Annotated in this window: 15 protein-coding genes; 7 read left to right on the top strand and 8 right to left on the bottom strand. The window is 55.5% G+C overall.

Annotated features, from left to right (window positions below; translation table 11 throughout):
* Window positions 1–39: 39 nt before the first annotated feature.
* From BLU89_RS09370 to BLU89_RS09340, 7 genes are all read right to left on the bottom strand, one after another.
* Window positions 40–1,626, bottom strand: a complete 1,587-nt coding sequence (locus tag BLU89_RS09370; RefSeq protein WP_143030549.1) for a BCCT family transporter — start codon at window positions 1,624–1,626, stop codon at window positions 40–42.
* 170 nt (window positions 1,627–1,796) lie between these two features.
* Entirely contained in the window at window positions 1,797–2,729 is a 933-nt protein-coding gene (locus BLU89_RS09365) for a hypothetical protein (protein WP_074736576.1), read from the bottom strand.
* A gap of 6 nt (window positions 2,730–2,735) precedes the next feature.
* A complete protein-coding gene (locus BLU89_RS09360; protein WP_074736575.1) occupies window positions 2,736–4,049 on the bottom strand; it encodes a TRAP transporter large permease in 1,314 nt (437 codons plus the stop codon).
* 4 nt (window positions 4,050–4,053) lie between these two features.
* Complete coding sequence (locus BLU89_RS09355; RefSeq protein ID WP_074736574.1) at window positions 4,054–4,587, bottom strand: TRAP transporter small permease; 534 nt, start codon at window positions 4,585–4,587, stop codon at window positions 4,054–4,056.
* A gap of 71 nt (window positions 4,588–4,658) precedes the next feature.
* Window positions 4,659–5,636: a TRAP transporter substrate-binding protein gene (locus BLU89_RS09350; protein ID WP_074736573.1), complete on the bottom strand. Its 978-nt coding sequence runs from the start codon at window positions 5,634–5,636 to the stop codon at window positions 4,659–4,661.
* 52 nt (window positions 5,637–5,688) lie between these two features.
* Window positions 5,689–6,939 carry an NAD(P)/FAD-dependent oxidoreductase gene (locus BLU89_RS09345; RefSeq protein WP_074736572.1) on the bottom strand — a complete coding sequence of 417 codons (1,251 nt, stop codon included), beginning with the start codon at window positions 6,937–6,939 and terminating at the stop codon, window positions 5,689–5,691.
* Window positions 6,936–8,069, bottom strand: coding sequence for an enolase C-terminal domain-like protein (locus BLU89_RS09340; protein WP_083347717.1), 1,134 nt, complete (start codon window positions 8,067–8,069; stop codon window positions 6,936–6,938). The genes BLU89_RS09345 and BLU89_RS09340 overlap by 4 nt, the downstream gene beginning before the upstream one ends.
* A gap of 97 nt (window positions 8,070–8,166) precedes the next feature.
* Here BLU89_RS09340 and BLU89_RS09335 point away from each other — a divergent pair, with 97 nt between their 5' ends.
* Entirely contained in the window at window positions 8,167–9,087 is a 921-nt protein-coding gene (locus BLU89_RS09335) for a LysR family transcriptional regulator (protein ID WP_074736571.1), read from the top strand.
* Here BLU89_RS09335 and BLU89_RS09330 read toward each other — a convergent pair.
* Window positions 9,048–10,742, bottom strand: a complete 1,695-nt coding sequence (locus tag BLU89_RS09330) for a thiamine pyrophosphate-binding protein (RefSeq protein ID WP_074736570.1) — start codon at window positions 10,740–10,742, stop codon at window positions 9,048–9,050. The two genes, BLU89_RS09335 and BLU89_RS09330, sit on opposite strands and share 40 nt — an antisense overlap.
* A 111-nt stretch (window positions 10,743–10,853) precedes the next feature.
* On the opposite strand from BLU89_RS09330, the gene BLU89_RS09325 reads away from it, so the two are divergent.
* The 6 genes from BLU89_RS09325 to BLU89_RS09300 all read left to right on the top strand — a co-directional run bounded on the left by BLU89_RS09325 (window position 10,854) and on the right by BLU89_RS09300 (window position 16,461).
* Complete coding sequence (locus BLU89_RS09325; RefSeq protein ID WP_074736569.1) at window positions 10,854–11,558, top strand: GntR family transcriptional regulator; 705 nt, start codon at window positions 10,854–10,856, stop codon at window positions 11,556–11,558.
* Window positions 11,555–12,265, top strand: a complete 711-nt coding sequence (locus tag BLU89_RS09320; RefSeq protein WP_074736568.1) for an aspartate/glutamate racemase family protein — start codon at window positions 11,555–11,557, stop codon at window positions 12,263–12,265. The genes BLU89_RS09325 and BLU89_RS09320 overlap by 4 nt, the downstream gene beginning before the upstream one ends.
* 252 nt (window positions 12,266–12,517) lie before the next feature.
* Complete coding sequence (pta, locus tag BLU89_RS09315) at window positions 12,518–13,525, top strand: phosphate acetyltransferase (RefSeq protein WP_074736567.1); 1,008 nt, start codon at window positions 12,518–12,520, stop codon at window positions 13,523–13,525.
* A gap of 70 nt (window positions 13,526–13,595) precedes the next feature.
* Window positions 13,596–14,627: a YeiH family protein gene (locus tag BLU89_RS09310; RefSeq protein WP_074736566.1), complete on the top strand. Its 1,032-nt coding sequence runs from the start codon at window positions 13,596–13,598 to the stop codon at window positions 14,625–14,627.
* A 213-nt stretch (window positions 14,628–14,840) separates the two neighbouring features.
* Window positions 14,841–16,073 carry an AGE family epimerase/isomerase gene (locus BLU89_RS09305; RefSeq protein ID WP_074736565.1) on the top strand — a complete coding sequence of 411 codons (1,233 nt, stop codon included), beginning with the start codon at window positions 14,841–14,843 and terminating at the stop codon, window positions 16,071–16,073.
* A 145-nt stretch (window positions 16,074–16,218) separates the two neighbouring features.
* The gene (locus BLU89_RS09300; protein ID WP_074736564.1) at window positions 16,219–16,461 is read left to right on the top strand and encodes a hypothetical protein; all 243 of its coding nucleotides are present in this window, start codon (window positions 16,219–16,221) and stop codon (window positions 16,459–16,461) included.
* The last annotated feature ends 10 nt before the right edge of the window (window positions 16,462–16,471 follow it).

Below are 16,471 nucleotides of genomic sequence, written 5' to 3'. Positions count from 1 at the left end.
AACTGCCCGGCACAAAGCCGGGCAGTTATATGTTATGAGCTAGCGACGGCGCCGTTCGTTTTCCAGACCTATGAAGATCGACACGCACATCAGCATCAGAACAAGCGCAAACGGGAAGCCTGTCGCAACGGCCGCCGCCTGTAATGCGCCAAGCCCGCCACCCAACAACAGCACAATCGCAATTGCACCTTCCAGAATGCACCAGAATACACGCTGCGCAGTCGGAGCATCGGTTTTTCCACCGGCTGTAATCGTATCAATCACCAACGAACCGGAATCCGAGCTGGTCACGAAAAACACCACCACAAGAATGATGCCGATAAAGGACAGCAATCCAGTCATCGGAAAAGCTTCGAACATGGTGAACATCTTCAGTTCCAACGCGGCGTCTGACAGCTCTTGACCATTACCGGACATCACCTGATCCAAAGCCGCTCCGCCAAATACGCTCATCCAAAGCGCCCCGACGACTGTCGGGATAAGGATGACACAAATGACGAATTCACGAACAGTCCGGCCCTTCGAAATTCGAGCGATGAACATGCCCACAAAAGGCGACCAGGAAATCCACCAGGCCCAGTAGAATGTGGTCCAACCTTGCATAAAGTTGGTGTCTTCACGACCAACCCAATTGGACAGCGTCGGCAAAGCAACCACATATTCAAACAGGCTGTCAAAGAATCCGGTCAGGATTGCAACAGTCGGTCCGACAATCAGTACCAGCAAAAGCAACGCAGCGGCCAAGATCATGTTGGCCTCAGAAAGACGTTTAACGCCTTTGTCCAGACCAGCAACGACCGAAATCAGCGCGAAGGCAGTGATCAGGCCGATCAGCAGCACCTTCATGCCGTCGGTAACGGGCACATCGAACAAGTAGTTCAGGCCGGCCAGCGCCTGTGTCGCACCCAACCCCAGTGAAGTTGCCAGACCAAAGATCGTTGCAAAAACGGCAAGCACATCAATGATATGCCCCAGCGGACCCCATGTGGCCTCACCAAAGATAGGATAGAAAACTGAACGCATGGTCAGCGGCAAACCCCGGTTAAAGCTGAAGAACGCCAGTGCCAGCGCTACAACCGCATAGATTGCCCAAGGATGCGCACCCCAATGGAATATAGTCGCGGCCATAGCCAACTTGCGTGACGCTTCTGGGTCTTCAAGACCGGCCCCCAACGGTGCCCAGTCAGTCCGAACGCCATCTTCGCCGACGGCAACACCACCCAGAGATGCTCCGTAATGCGAGATCGGTTCTGCCACGCCCCAGAAAACCAAGCCGATACCCATACCGGCCGCAAACAGCATCGAAAACCATCCAGCGTAGCTGTAATCAGGTTTAGCGTCATCTCCACCCAAACGGATGGACCCATAAGGTGTCACGATCAACAAGATCGAAAAGACGACAAAGATGTTACATGCAAGCATGAACACCCAGTCAAATTTGCTGGTCAGTGCTGGACGGAGCCAACCAAAGAACTCGGCCGCCTGCTCGCGAAACACGAGCGAGAAGAACACGAATGCAATGATGGTAAGACCCGAAACAGCAAAGACCGGATTATGGACGTCCAGACCCATGATCTGAACATTGTCCTGACCAACCTCATAGTCGGTTTCCGAATTGTCGGACATATGTTTCCCTTTACTTGCTACTCTCCGAATGTCCCGTACATCAGACAGACCGCAAAGTTTAGTCGTGTTATGGACGACGTTACTTGAGTGGAAATCGACTTTCTAATCTGCGTCGGTTGGATGAGTACATTGGCACAAACATTGGTATGCCGGCAACTTGAGCAATCAACCTAACGGGCCGAAGTTGTCCGTTGATAAAGTCGACGCATTACCAGAGGCGTCAGATACATCGGGATCTGATAGGCTCCGATAAACACCATAGTGGGTGCGGTCACTTCAGGTGGCAGTGCAACAAAGAAAATTGCGATGTTCCGATTTCCGGCGATTAAAGAAACTGCTGTTGCCTCGGCAGCCGGTAGTCTGGCCTGCGTCAGTTGGAATGAGACAGCCTGCGCGCCAAAATTAATCAGGCAGGCAAACACGATCCAGAACAGTGCAACGCTTGGGTCTACCAGCGCGGTCGCACTTACAGATGGCATCAGGCCGACCACAAATACCGCAAGAGTGATCGTCGCCGCGCCTTCTAGGTTTAGAAGTGTGCTCTTTGATGGTGTGCGAAGAACCGTCCGGCGCAATACGACCGCTGCAAGAATAGCAATAACGATTGTAAAAAACAGGCGTAGAGTGATCTTAAGGACCGCCTGAATGTCACCCAATTCCGGCATCAGCCAGAAAATCGGCAGTGCGGTCAATGGCAATGCTGCGGTTCCGACTACAACCAGCCGCATCGCGTGTTCCGCAGGATGCCCCATCATCAAGCACATATTTGGGCTGCCGGAAATTGACGGAGCCGATGCCATGATCAGCAAAGACAGAAACACCGGCGTACCGGTCCACCCACCAACAAAACCTAGCACAGCCACCATCAATGGCATGGCGAGTTGAAAGGCAACAATCGTTCCAGCGACCTGCCTCAGATCAGCCAGCGATCCCAAAATGGCACCCGGTTTCATCCGAAGCAGCGTTAAAAACAGCAAGACCATGACCAAGGGCGGTAGTAGAGGCCGCATCGGCTCGGCCAGCCCTGGCAATAGAAGGCCTGCAGCAAGTCCCGATACTAATACATATGGGCCGTGACGTGCCGCCAGGTGAAGCGGGTTCACTTCGCTCTACCCGCCAGGGCTCTGACGCAGGTTTTCGGGCAACCATGTGGCCAATTCGGGGAACCAGATCAGAACGAACACCATCAGCACCATGATCAGAAACATCGGAATTGCGGCGCGCGCAATATAGCTCATCTCATGATTGGTCATCCCCTGCATCACGAACAGGTTGAAACCGATAGGCGGTGTGATTTGCGCCATCTCGACGACGACCACGATGAAGATACCGAACCAGATCAGGTCGATCCCGGCGTCGCGGATCATCGGTTCAACAACCGCCATGGTCAGCACAACCGAGGAAATTCCGTCAAGGAAACATCCTAGGACGACATAGAAGACCAGCAGAACCATCAGCAGTTCGAACCGTGTCAGATCCCAACCTGCTATCAGGTCCGCAAGCCCGCGCGGCAATCCGGTGAAGCCCATCGACAGTGAAAGGAATGCAGCACCTGCCAGGATTAGCGCGATCATGGCACTGGTACGGGTCGCACCCATCAGGCTCTCGGTGAATGTCTTCCAATTCAATGACCCCTGCCCCGCTGCCAGCAACAGGCTCCCGATCACGCCGAAGGCGGCGGCTTCGGTCGCTGTGGCATAGCCCAGATACATTGATCCGATCACAACCGTAATCAGCAGGATAACGGGCAAAAGGAACCGAGAGTTTCTGACCTTCTCTGCAAAGGTCAGCTTACCCTCATCGTTTGGGTTCCAGTCTTTGCCGACCTTGGAATAGATCGCGACATATCCCATGAACATCACCGCCAGCACGAGGCCTGGCAGTATGCCCGCAAAGAACAGTTTGGTGATAGATTCATTGATCGTCACCCCATAGACGATCAACGTCAGTGACGGCGGGATCATCAGGCCAAGCGTGGCCGCGCCAGTCAGCGTGCCAATGATCATGCGTTCGGGGTAATTGCGTTTGCGCAATTCCGGGATCGACATCTTGCCAACGGTGGTCAGGGTGGCCGCTGAAGATCCCGAGACCGCGGCAAACACTGTGCAACCCACAATATTTGTATGAACCAACCCTCCGGGCAGTGGTGCCATCCAAGGGGACAAGCCTTTGAACATGTCCTCGGATAATCGTGTTCTGTACAAGATCTCGCCCATCCAAATGAACATCGGCAGGGCGGTCAAAGTCCAGGAAGAGGACGACGACCAGATGGTTGTGATCATTACATCACCCACCGGGCGCGTCGTGAACAGCTCCATCCCGACCCAGGCGACGCCCATCAGGGCCAACCCGACCCAAACGCCAGAGCCCAAAAGGGTGAATAGGACGAAGAGAAAGAGGATGATGACGGATATGTTTTCCATGCTCTTACTCTCCGTGGCTTTGATCGGCCAGATCGCGGGTGATACGATGGTCACCTTTGAACAGGACGTGGAACAGATGATCCGTCAGCGCGATTGCGAGGATTATCGCGCCGATCAGCATGGTTGATTGCGGTATCCAAAGGGCAGTTTTATCCTGCCCTTGGCTTATGTCGTTGAACTTCCAGCTCCAGTACACAAAGCGATAGGCGTACCAGCAGAAATACCACATGACAGCAGAACCGATGGCAAAGCACCAGATTTCAAGAATTCGGCGAAATCCATCGGGGACTGAATTCAAAAGGATGGAAACCCGGATGTGGCTGCCCCGGTTCAGGGCATTTGCAAACGCCATAAAGGATGCTGCGGCCATCGCATAACCGGCGTAGTCGGGCGCTCCGGGAAAGACCTCTCCTGTCCAGCGGGCCAGCATCTGGACCACGATGAGCAATAGAATAGCAATCAGGCTAAGCGCGGCCAGAACACCCGCTGCCTGATAGATGAAATCCAGTACGGACCGAAGCCCACGTAATGCCGCCATACCGTCCCCGCTTGGGTTTTGATCGAGTGCAGAATGGGCGGCAGATGTGCCCGCCGCCCGTTACTCAGCCGTTACTGAGAAGAATTGAACGCATCGACGATAGCTTTGCCTTCGTCACCAGCCGCTTCAAGCCATTCATTCGTCATGGTGACGCCGATCTCTTTCAGCTCATTCGTCATCTGCTCGGACGCCGGACCTACATTCATACCGCCATCGCGCAGACCTTGCAGGGTGAAGCCGGTGTATTCCTTGGCTCGCCAGTTTCCGGCATACTCGGCCAGTTCTGCACAGCCTTTGATGACGTTCTTGCTGGCATCCGAAACGCCAGCCCAGACATCCGAATTCACCATCACGTAGTTGCGCGGCAGCCATGCATCTACTTCATAGAAGTAGTTCAGGCTTTCCCAAACCTTGCGGTCATACCCGGTTGAACCGGACGACACCATGGAATCCGCCACACCGGTTGCAAACGCCTGGCTGATTTCAGCCGCCTCGATAGTTACGGGCAACATCCCTGTAAGTTCGGCCAACCGCGACGTGGCGTTGTTGTAGGACCGGAACTTGATGCCTTCCATTTCAGCGACCGAATTCACCTCGTCCTTGAAGTAAAGGCCCTGAGGCGGCCACGGCACAGCATAAAGCAGCGTCAGGTTCTGTTCAGCCAACAGCTTTTCGATCGAAGGTTTGGCGGCGTCCCAAAGCTTGGCGCTATCATCAAATGACGTTGCCAGAAACGGGATCGAGTCGAACCCGAACAACGCGTTTTCGTTCTGGTGACCAGAAAGCAGACGCTCACCAATAGGGGCCTGCCCGGTCTGGATCGCGCGCTTTATATCGCCCCCTTTGAACAGCGAGCCCGAGGGGTGGGTGACGATTTCAATCTCACCACCTGTACCGGTGGTCACGCATTTGGCAAATTCTGCGCCCGTGGCCGAGTGGAAATTCGATGCCGAATAAGCCATCGGCATATCCCATTTTTCAGCCATCGCCGGTGCGGCTGCGGCAGCTGTCAGCGCGGTTGCCGCCAGAAGGCTTGTCAGTTTTTTCATCATGTTTCTCCCAGTTGAGTTTTTAGATGCCGGCGTTCTTCGCCAGTCATTTCTATGTTGCGAAACGCGAGGGTGCGTAGACGCTCATGTCCGTATTCGGGGTTCTGCCCGCAATCATCTGCGCCAGTAATCGTCCCGTTTTTGGCCCGCCTGTCAGGCCGATATGGTGGTGGCCAAAGCCCATATATGCACCGCTGATGGCCGGAGCCTCACCAATGATCGGGATCGAGTCCGTTGGCGCGGGGCGGTGCCCCATCCATTCCACTTCCTCCTTCCATGTCAGACCCGGGAAGGCCATCCGGGCGTTCTTGCGCATCAATTCAAACGGCGCGCGCGATGGCGGCGCATCAAGCCCGCCAAATTCCACAATGCCTGCCAGCCGAATGCGCCCGTCCATTGGTGTGGCAACGAACTTGCCAGAAACCACCATGACCGGACTGCGCGGCATGGCAGAAGGCCCCACCAATTCAAGATGATAACCGCGTTCACTTTCAAGGGGAACAGAAATGCCCAAACGCTTGGCCAATGGCCCTGACCAAACACCCGCGGTTACAATCGCAGTATCGCACGCAATAGTTTCACCATCCGCGCGTACACCGGTTACGCAACCGTTTTCCTGAACCACGTCATCGACCGCCGCGCACAGAATGGTGCCTCCTTTAGCTTCGACATATGCCGCCAGATCTTTGACGTAGCGACCCGGATCCGTGATATGGCCATGATCTGAAAGCTTCGCCGCAAAACCGATGTCTTTGCTGTAGACCGGATCGTAAGCATGAAAGGCAGGGCCTTCTAATTCGTCCCAGGTAAAACCATTCCGACGCCGGATTTCCCATCCGAACGCATCGTCTTCGTAATGCGCCTTGTCTTTGTATAAGAACAGGTAGTCAGACGGCACGATCCATTTTTCGGCTCCTGTGCCCTCGGCCAGTGCCTTGTGGTCATTCAGGCTATCACCAACAATAGGTGTCAGTGCCGCGGCTATGCGTTCAACATCAGATACATTTGCATGGCTCAGATAGCGTGTCATCCATGGGATCAGCTTTGGAAGATACCCCCATTTCAGAAACAGCGGCTGCGATGGGCTGAGCAGCATTTTGGGCGCTTTCCTGAGCAGCCCCGGAACAGTCACCGGAACAATTGAGCAGGAAGCTAACACACCCCCATTACCATGCGAGGTGCCTTCACCCGGGCCAGCCTTGTCGATAAGGATCACATCGTGACCGTCACGTTGCAACCAAACTGCTGCTGATACGCCGACAATCCCGGCCCCGATAATGGCAATGGTCTTCTTTTCGCTCACGCTGCCACCGCCTTGGCTACTGCATAATGCTCCAGCTTGTTTACATCGGGCCGGTTGCCGAGGCCGGGCCCATCAGGGACTACAACCTGACCATCGCTTACTTGGAAGGGGTTCTCTAAAATATCTTCTTTCAGGAAATAGGAGGCCTGATAAAACTCGCAGCCCAACGTAATTTCAGGCGTCGCTGCAATCATATGCGTACCCGCCAAATGCGCCAATCCGGCTTCGAACATATCCCCGCCATAGGCTGTCAGACCATGCGCAGCAGCGATACGGGCAACGGTCTGCCCCCGGGCCAGGCCACCCGATTTCATGATTTTCACCGACACCCCATCACAAATACCTTCGCGCGCCGCGCGTTCCATGTCTTCGGGGCCAAAGACACTCTCATCAGCCAGAAGCGGCACGTCGATCATTCGTCTCAACCTGCTCATCATGCTGAATTGATGAGCGCGGACAGGTTGCTCGATGAAATCCGGGGCAAACTGCGCCACATCCCGAACCTGTGCGGGAGCCTCCTCAACGCTGAGCCCCTGATTATAGTCCACGCGGACTGAAATTTCCGGATGGTTCTGAGCGAGATACTCTAATCGCATAATATCGAAAGCGTGATCCTTGAACCCGGTTTTGAGCTTCACAATGCGAACACCATCCGCCTGCAATCGGGCCAACAAGTCAATATCCTGAGCAAAATCTGGATTCGCAATCGAGCAACTAAGTGGGATGGCCTCGCGGCACCGCCCCCCTAAGAGGGACCAGACCGGAACTTCGCTAATCCTGCCTGCTAGATCCAGTAAAGCAGTTTCCAAGGCGGCCTTCGCTTCGGTGCAATGAGCCACGGCATAGGCCGCCCGCGCCATGATCGCTGACCGATCACCAACCCTGGCTCCGACGACGAGGGGGCGCAAGTAACGATCAAGGGCCGCATATGTGGCTTCGGGTGTACCTGTGAACACGGACCAGGGGGAAGCTTCACCAAAACCTTCGCTGCCGTCCTCAGACTTGAGCCGCAGAACAACGACTTCACAGACGCCCTCAACAGACCCGATACCGTGATCTCGGCGCGAGGTAACTGGCAACTCAAGATGCCAAAGATCGTAGCCAATAATTTTCTGTGTCAGATTGCCCATTGCACCCCCAACCAATGGCCAGAGCCTGCCTTGACCGGGCTATCATTTCAAATACTATATTATCCAGAGATCATCAGAAAAAATGATACTGTAAAATATGTCCCTTCGATTTCGTCAGCTACAGGCTTTTCACGCGATAATGGAGACTGGAACCGTAACGGGCGCGGCCTCGGTTCTGGGAATTTCACAGCCGGGTATCAGCAACCTTCTTTCTCAGCTCGAACGCGAAGCACGGTTGCCACTATTTGAACGCAACAAAGGGCGCCTTCTTCCGACACCAGAAGCCGAGTTGCTGTATCGCGAGGTTGATACCGTCGTTCGTGGGCTTGATCACGTGGCGCAGGCAGTGACGGACCTGCAGAACAAACATCCCGGCCAATTGCAAGTTGCCGCACCGCATCTGTTATCCTTTGGCTTCATGCCGCGTGAGATAGCGCGCTTTGCCAAGAGCCGACCAAATCTATCGGTCAGTTTTCAATCGCAATACTCATCCAAGATTCAAGAGTGGGTGATTTCAGGCCTTTTTGAGATTGGCATCGTTGAGATGCCCATTCTGCACGACACGCTGGACTATCAGGTCTTTCAATTCGAAACTTTGGCGACCTTTCCAAATGACAGTCCTTTGGCCTCCCATGAAGTGCTCACACCCGAGATACTCGAAAACGAACCGTTCATCGTGATGGGGCCAGAGCATCAAACACACCGGCGGACTCGGGACATTTTCCAATCTGAAGGGCGCACATGGCGGACTCAGATTCACACCCATTTGTCAGAAAACCTGCTGAGTTTCGTCAAACAAGGCATGGGTGTCGCGATGATCGACCCCTTCACTGTCACCTTTGATGATGAGAGCGGGTATCAAACCCGCCCATTCCGACCAGCCGTGGTGCTGGATCTGGCAATCATCACCGCCAAAGGTCGTCCCCTTTCAACGATTGCTCAGGATTTTCTGGCCCAGCTGACCCCTTCAATCGCTTCTTACGCGACCCATTCCGAAACCGGTGCCGCTGCTTCGTGAAGCGGTTGCGAATGGATGTCGACCAATGTCGGTCCATCATGCTCAATAGCCTGTTTCAGAACTCGGGATAGGTCTTCGGGGTCTTTGACCGTCCATGATTTGACACCAAAAGCACGTGCAACGGCGGCGTGATCGGTCCGATTGAAGTCGACATTATAGTACCTCTGACCAAATCCTGCCTTCTGCCCGGCTTTGATCCAGCCAAAGACCGCGTTTGAAAACACAATCGAAGTAATCGGCATATTGTGCCGCACCATCGTTTCGAACTCTCCGCAGGTAAACCCAAAAGAACCGTCGCCCATCACAGACAGTGTTTTAACTGAAGGCCGCCCAACATGTGCGCCCATCGCAGCGCCCAGAGAATATCCCAGTGCCCCATGAGCCCGATTGGTGATGAAATGTCGCCCAGGTTTCCGCCAACGGTAATGCGCGCTGAAATAGGGACATGGCGTGCCCGGATCAGCGACCACAATCGCGTCGTCATCCAGAATATCCATCAGCGAGGCCATCACTGCTTCGGGACGGATCGGCGTTTCGCGGCTTGCTGCCAGTGGGTTGAAGGCAGCCCACTTAGCCACCCATGCGGCACTGGCTTTGGCAGCGCCACCAAGCTTCGGCAGATCATTCCTTGCATCCAGCGCCTCTGCTAATGCTTCGAGTGCTAAGCGCGCGTCGGCGCAAATCGCTACTTCGGTCGGATAATTGGCCCCGATCACCATAGGGTCACTGTCGATATGAATGATGGTGGCATTGCGCGCAGGACTTCTCCAACGCTCGGTTGTGACCGAGCCGGCGCGGCAGCCGATGAACAGAACGACATCGGCTGCGTCCACCACCGAGCGGGTTGCAGGTATCCCGCCGTTCGATCCGACGACACCAAGGGCAAGAGATTCTGTTTCGGCGATGGAGCCTTGTCCCGACACGGTTGTGGCAACGGGCATATCTAACAACTCCGCGACACGGCGCAACGCGTCGCTGGCTCCGGACAATACAGGCCCTCCGCCACAGACCGCCACTGCGGATTTTGATCTCGCGAGTATTTCTGCCGCTGCCTCGATTGCGTCCAGATCCGGCCCCGCGCGTTCCGCCGGATAGCTGCGATGCCGGGCATCCGCCCAAATCTCGGCCTCGTCGACCTGCGCTTTTTGAGTGTCAAATGGCAGCGCAAGATGTGTCGCTCCGGGTGTGCCGGTTGTCATCGCACGAAACGCTTCGCGCACCATGGCAGGCAGCCGCGTCGCATCGTCCAAAGACGCGTTCCATTTGGCCAATGGCTTGAACAGCGCAGGTTGGTCAAGTTCGGTTAAAGGGTACTTTCCACGGCTGGTCGTTGCCACATCCGAGGTAATCGCCAATATCGGAACCGAGCTTTCATTCGCCTCGACCACACCAGGCAGAATGTAGGTCGCCCCTCCCCCGGACGGGCCTTCGCACACGCCGGGCTTTCCTGTCACCCGGGCGTAACCATCGGCCATATAGGCTGCATGACGCTCATCCCGAGTCAGAATGTGCTGAATACCATGATCCATCTGGGACAGTGCATCATAGAATGGCAGGGTTGTATCACCACAAAGACCGAACATGTGTTTCACACCATGCGCTTCAAGCATACGGACCATAGCCTCGGCTCCGGTCAGGTAGTTCGTTCCCGTCATGGTCGGTCGCTCCTTCGATTCTATCTGCACACAGTACTGTATACAGTTTTGTATATTGATTTCAAGAACGGCCTGTGGCACCTGTGTTTCAATAGGCAAAAGGCAGAACTCATGGCGGGTCCACGCGTTGATGACATCTATGATCAGGTGAAGGCGATGGCGGTCTCATTCCGTCTGCGCCCCGGTGATCGCTTGAACGAGGTAGCCCTGTCGAAAGATCTGGGCGTCAGCCGCACCCCCTTGCGTGAGGCGCTGAATCGGCTGGTCGCTGAACGGTTGTTCGACTTTCGCCCAGGGCAAGGTTTCTTCTGCCGCCCACTGGATGCCCAAAGCGTGTTTGATCTGTTTGAGTTGCGCCAGATTATCGAGGTTGCCGCTGTACCTGCTGCTTGCAGCAAGGCCACGGGCGATGAACTGCAGGCGCTTCACGATGAACTTCACACAACGGGCATCGATATCACCGGGCTGACCATAGAAGAGGCCGTTACCCGGGATGAGGCATTCCATCTGGGTATTGCAAAGCTATCCGGCAATATGGAATTGTTGCAAACCCTGACGCGGATTAACGAGCGTATTCGATACATCCGCTGGATTTCCATGAGTCTTGACCGGGTGCAACGCTCAAAAGACGAGCACAAGTGCGTCATGCAAGCCTTGATGGATCGCGACGCGGATGAGGCCGCGCGGGTTCTGGGTGCGCACATCAACAAGCGGATGGACCAGGTTCAGGACGCCGTGCGCCACGGAATATCCAGCATCTACATGGAAGGGTCCGATGATATCTCGGCCCGCATAATTCAGGAGGCGCAGCCATGATCGCGCGGGGCGGGAAATCCATTTACGGCGCATCTGTCGGCATTCTCATGCTGGACGCACAGTTTCCGCGAATTCCTGGCGATATGGGGAACGCGCTGACCTGGCCGTTTCCCGTGCTCTATCGGATCGTGCGGGATGCCTCGCCCGATCTGGTGGTCCGACAAAGGGCCGAAGGGATGCTGGGCGCCTTTATCGATGCCGCCCGGGATCTGGTCAGAGACGGTGCGGATGGGATCACCACCAATTGTGGTTTTCTCTCACTGTTTCAGGAAGAACTGGCCGAGGCGGTGCCCGTCCCGGTTGCAACCTCCTCCATGATGCAGGTCGATATGGTGAACCGCGTTCTTCCCGCCGGTAAACGCGCCGGAATCCTGACCATTTCAGCATCGACGCTCACCGAACAGCACCTGACGCGCGCCAAGGTCCCTGCAGGCACTCCAATCGGTACGACCGAGGGCGGAAGCGAATTCACCAGCGCCATCCTTGGGAACAATCTGGAATTGGATGTGGATAAAGCCCGAGCCGACAATGTTGAAGCTGCGCTTGCCCTGCAAGCAGACAATCCGGACCTGGGTGCAATGATACTGGAATGCACAAACATGTGCCCCTACGCGGCGGATATACAACAGGCGACCGGTTTGCCAGTATTCTCCATAGTTACTTTCATAAGTTGGTTTCAGGCCGGACTGTATCCACCAAGACACTGACTTTGCGGCGGTGATTACCTGCAGTTCGACCTTTACGCCAATGACGACCGGCCTGGTTCGATGCGCCCATAAGTCCAAAACATGCACCGCTTATAGCCAGATGGCGAATCTGGACCTATCGGCAACGGCTTGACGGAGACATAGAACCAAGCAATCAAAAGGCACATTCAGGGCAGTGCTATCGCGATGATCAACCATTGATCCGGTTGTTCTGCTCTGATCCCATTAACTTCAGTGCAGGAATCGTGGCGTATGACGAAAACACCGATCGAGTTGTTGGCTGCAAGCGCCCCGGACACCCGCCCTGTTGTCGCGCTGAGCGAGGGCTCCGATCCCCGCATCGTCGCTGGGGCACTGGCCGCCTGCGGAGCCGGTCTGGCCGATATCATTCTCATAGGACCACAGGCCGAGGTTGAGGCTGCGTTGCAAGCCGAAGGTGCCTCAGCCGGGGACGGTATCGCCATCCACGACCCCTCGCAGTCTGCCCTAACGGATACATTCGCAGCCGAGTATCTTGATCTGCGCAAGCATAAAGGCGTCGATGAAGCCAAGGCGCGCAAGGCCGCTGAAACACCGCTGGTCTATGCCGCGATGCTGGTTCGGCTGGGACATGCCACCGGAACCGTAGGCGGCGCGGTGCATACAACAGGCGATGTCGTCAGGACCGCAATCCAGGTCATCGGCATGAAGCCTGATGCTGGTATGGTGTCATCCTTTTTTCTAATGTACCCGCCCGAGACCAAACAAGCTGACGCCCGGGCGATGCTCTATTCCGACTGCGGGCTGGTGATCGACCCGACATCAGAGGAGCTGGCAAGTATCGCAGCCGCATCAGCGGTTTCCGCGCGCGCATTGCTGCAGGATGAACCGAAAATAGCCATGCTGAGCTTTTCAACCAAGGGCAGCGCACGGCACCCAGCAGTGGACAAAGTGATCAATGCTACCAAAATTCTGCGGGATAAGCATCCAGAGCTAAATGTGGATGGCGAATTGCAGTTCGATGCTGCGTTTGTCCCTTCGATCGGAGAACGCAAATCACCCGGGTCTTCTGTCGCTGGTCAGGCCAACGTCAAGATCTTTCCCAATCTGGACGCCGGGAACATCGGCTACAAGATGACGCAAAGACTGGGTGGGTATCTGGCGATCGGCCCAGTTCTGCAGGGACTTGCCAAACCGGCCAACGACCTGTCGCGCGGATGCAGCGCCGAAGATGTGACCCAGATCATCGCCGTCACCATTCTGCAGGCGCGCGAACCCTGACAAACGGCAGCCAGCCTGACACAGCACACAGGCCCGCGACCCATTCACTCTGACCAAAGGACCATTGATCATGGCGTCCGCCAATCCCGCATCCCTGTCTCTCACCGAACGGGCCAAAGACCGCGTTCGTACGCTCTTTCCCGGCATCATGATTGCGGTGACCGTTGCTGTCGCGGCCAAGTTCCTGTCCGAGCACTATGCAACCCCGGCGATGTTGCTGGCCCTGCTTCTGGGCATCGCGGTCAGCTTTCTGGGCGAAGAAGGAAAGACCGTTGAAGGGATCGGCTTTGCTGCACGGACGCTCCTGCGCCTCGGAGTGGCTTTGCTGGGGGTGCGCGTCTCGATGACGTTAATGCTGGGTCTGGGGTGGGACCTGATCATCCTCGTGATCGCCGGGGTGTTGTTGACCATCGGTTTCGGCCTCTCCGTAGCCCGATTCTTTGGCCACAAATGGCGTTTTGCATTTCTGACCGCTGGGTCGGTGGCGATCTGCGGCGCGTCGGCTGCTATGGCGATCAGTGCTATTCTGCCAAAAGACGAACGCTCGGAAGAGCGGCTGATTTTCACCGTATTGGGCGTGACCGTGCTGTCCACCATCGCGATGATTGCCTATCCGATCCTCGTGCGCACTTTGGGCATGAACGAGATTGCAGGTGGCGTGTTTCTGGGCGGCACCATTCATGACGTCGCTCAGGTGGTGGGTGCTGGGTTCTCAATCTCGGAGCAAACCGGAGACACGGCGACGCTGGTCAAACTATTCCGCGTAGCGATGCTTGCGCCTGTGGTTCTGGTCGCCTCTCTGATCATCCGTGGCTTTGCTGAAATGGACAAAGACGGCAAGCGTCCACCGTTGTTGCCGGGCTTTGTTTTGGGGTTTCTGGTCCTGGCTACTGCTTCCTCGTTTGGATTGATTCCTGCTGCACTTTCCGAATTTCTCAGCCAATCGTCCCGCTGGCTGTTGCTTGTTGCGATTGCGGCTGTTGGGATGAAGACGAACCTGAAACAGATTCTGTCTGTCGGCGGTGCTGCCATCGCACTGATTGTTGTGGAAACGCTGTTTATTGCCGGATTCATACTGGCGGGGATCACTCTTCTAAACTGACACACCTGCCGCATGGCAAAGACCCCAATCATGTCTACGATCAGCATCCCCGTCTGAACAATGCCGAGGGTGCTGATTTTGCGTTTCAGGGGTTGAACATCAATCCAAGCCGAGCCAGAAAAAGATACCTCTCATCCGTACATCATTGATGCGGATGGATTTCTGCACGCAGAACGGCGCTGATGCCAGAGCGCAGCACAGGACCTTTTGGGGATGACGAAAACAGACAACGCTCAACCGCCGGGCCCGCAATCCGAACCGGGGTTCTGGCTTGATACAACCGAGCACCGCGCATGGTTGAAGAAACAGGCCTTTCGTCAGCTCGAATTTTTCAGCGCAAGCTGTCGAAACGGGCCGGGTTTTTACATCCTTGGATTTGACGGCACCCCGCTACCCGGCAAGCTTCAGGAACTGCACACGACCACGCGTCTGATTCATTCCTATGCTCTGGGGCATCTGTCCGGGTTTCAGGGTGCCGAGGGGATCATTGATCACGGCATGGCTTATTTGAACAGCCACCACAAAGATCGGGATCATGCCGGGTTTCTCTGGGCGCTGGAAGAAGACCAGATCAGGGATGATCGCAAGCTTGCTTACGGACATGTCTTTGTTCTGCTCGCAGCCTCAAGCGCGAAACAGGCGGGTCATCCAGATGCAGACAGACTCTTGACCGAGGTCCGAGACATCTTGGACACGCATTTTTGGCAGGAAGACACAGGGGTGTTCTGCGACGAGTGGAACCGAGATTGGACCCCATTTTCCTCATATCGCGGAATGAATGCGAATATGCACGGCGTTGAGGCGCTGCTTGCGGCATATGAGGCGACAGGCGATGAAATCTACCGCGCGCGCGCTGGTCGAATTCTGGACTTCTTCATCGGTAAAGTTGCCGCTGGAGAAAACTGGCGGTTGCCCGAGCATTACACATCCGACTGGCAGATCGATCGTGAATACGCGGGCGATCCGATGTTCCGACCTGCTGGCACGACACCGGGCCACTCGTTCGAACTTGGACGGCTTCAGCTGCAGCATTGGGACTTATCTGGTCGGCCAGACTCGGATGCGCCTGATACAGCGCGCCGTTTGATTGAGCAGGCTCTGGACGATGCATGGCTGCCCAGCGGCGGCTTGGCCTACACGCTGGATTTCGGAGGTCAGATCGCCAATGCATCACGATTCTGGTGGCCGGTCTCCGAAGCGATCGGTGCGGTTGCCGCATTGATTGCACTGGATAAGCGGCCGGAAGATGAAATCTGGTACAGAAAACTCTGGACCTATGCGAATGAAACACTTGTGGATCATCAACATGGTGGCTGGTACCCAGCAGTGGATGAAACTGGGCAGATCGTGACCTCGATCTTTGACGGCAAGCCAGACATCTACCATTCGCTGCAGGCCTGCCTGTTCCCGGCATCGGGCCGCCTGTCAAGGATGGTTCCGCTTTAGCGGGGCAAATGCAAGCAAGGTGAGAACCTCATTCAACCCGTTCAATTGAAAAACCGGGCAAAACCTGCTATATTTGTTGCATTCAACACCATCTGACAATCTGCCAATTCGGATGCGTTTATTGACGAACGGATAGGAGAGTTGAATGGCAAATCAAGCACGTGGAAAGAGAGCAACCCGCAAAGGCAAGGTCGAAATGCGGCCACAGCCTTCGGCCCATTCCGCATTGGATGAACGAGCCGGGGCACCCGGCCTCATGACGCCCCAGATGCTGAGCGAACGTGACGAGCGCGTTTCAAAGGTCCGCAAAAAGGGTGGGCCCGACCTGGAAGAAGACAACTCGGATCGTTCCGGTAGCGACGCGGGTTCGACCGAACTGGATTACTAATCAATTGTTT

The organism is Ruegeria halocynthiae (assembly GCF_900106805.1).
Lineage (GTDB): Bacteria > Pseudomonadota > Alphaproteobacteria > Rhodobacterales > Rhodobacteraceae > Ruegeria > Ruegeria halocynthiae.
Note: the sequence above shows the minus strand (reverse complement) of the source record. Positions and strands in the feature narration are given on the sequence as shown.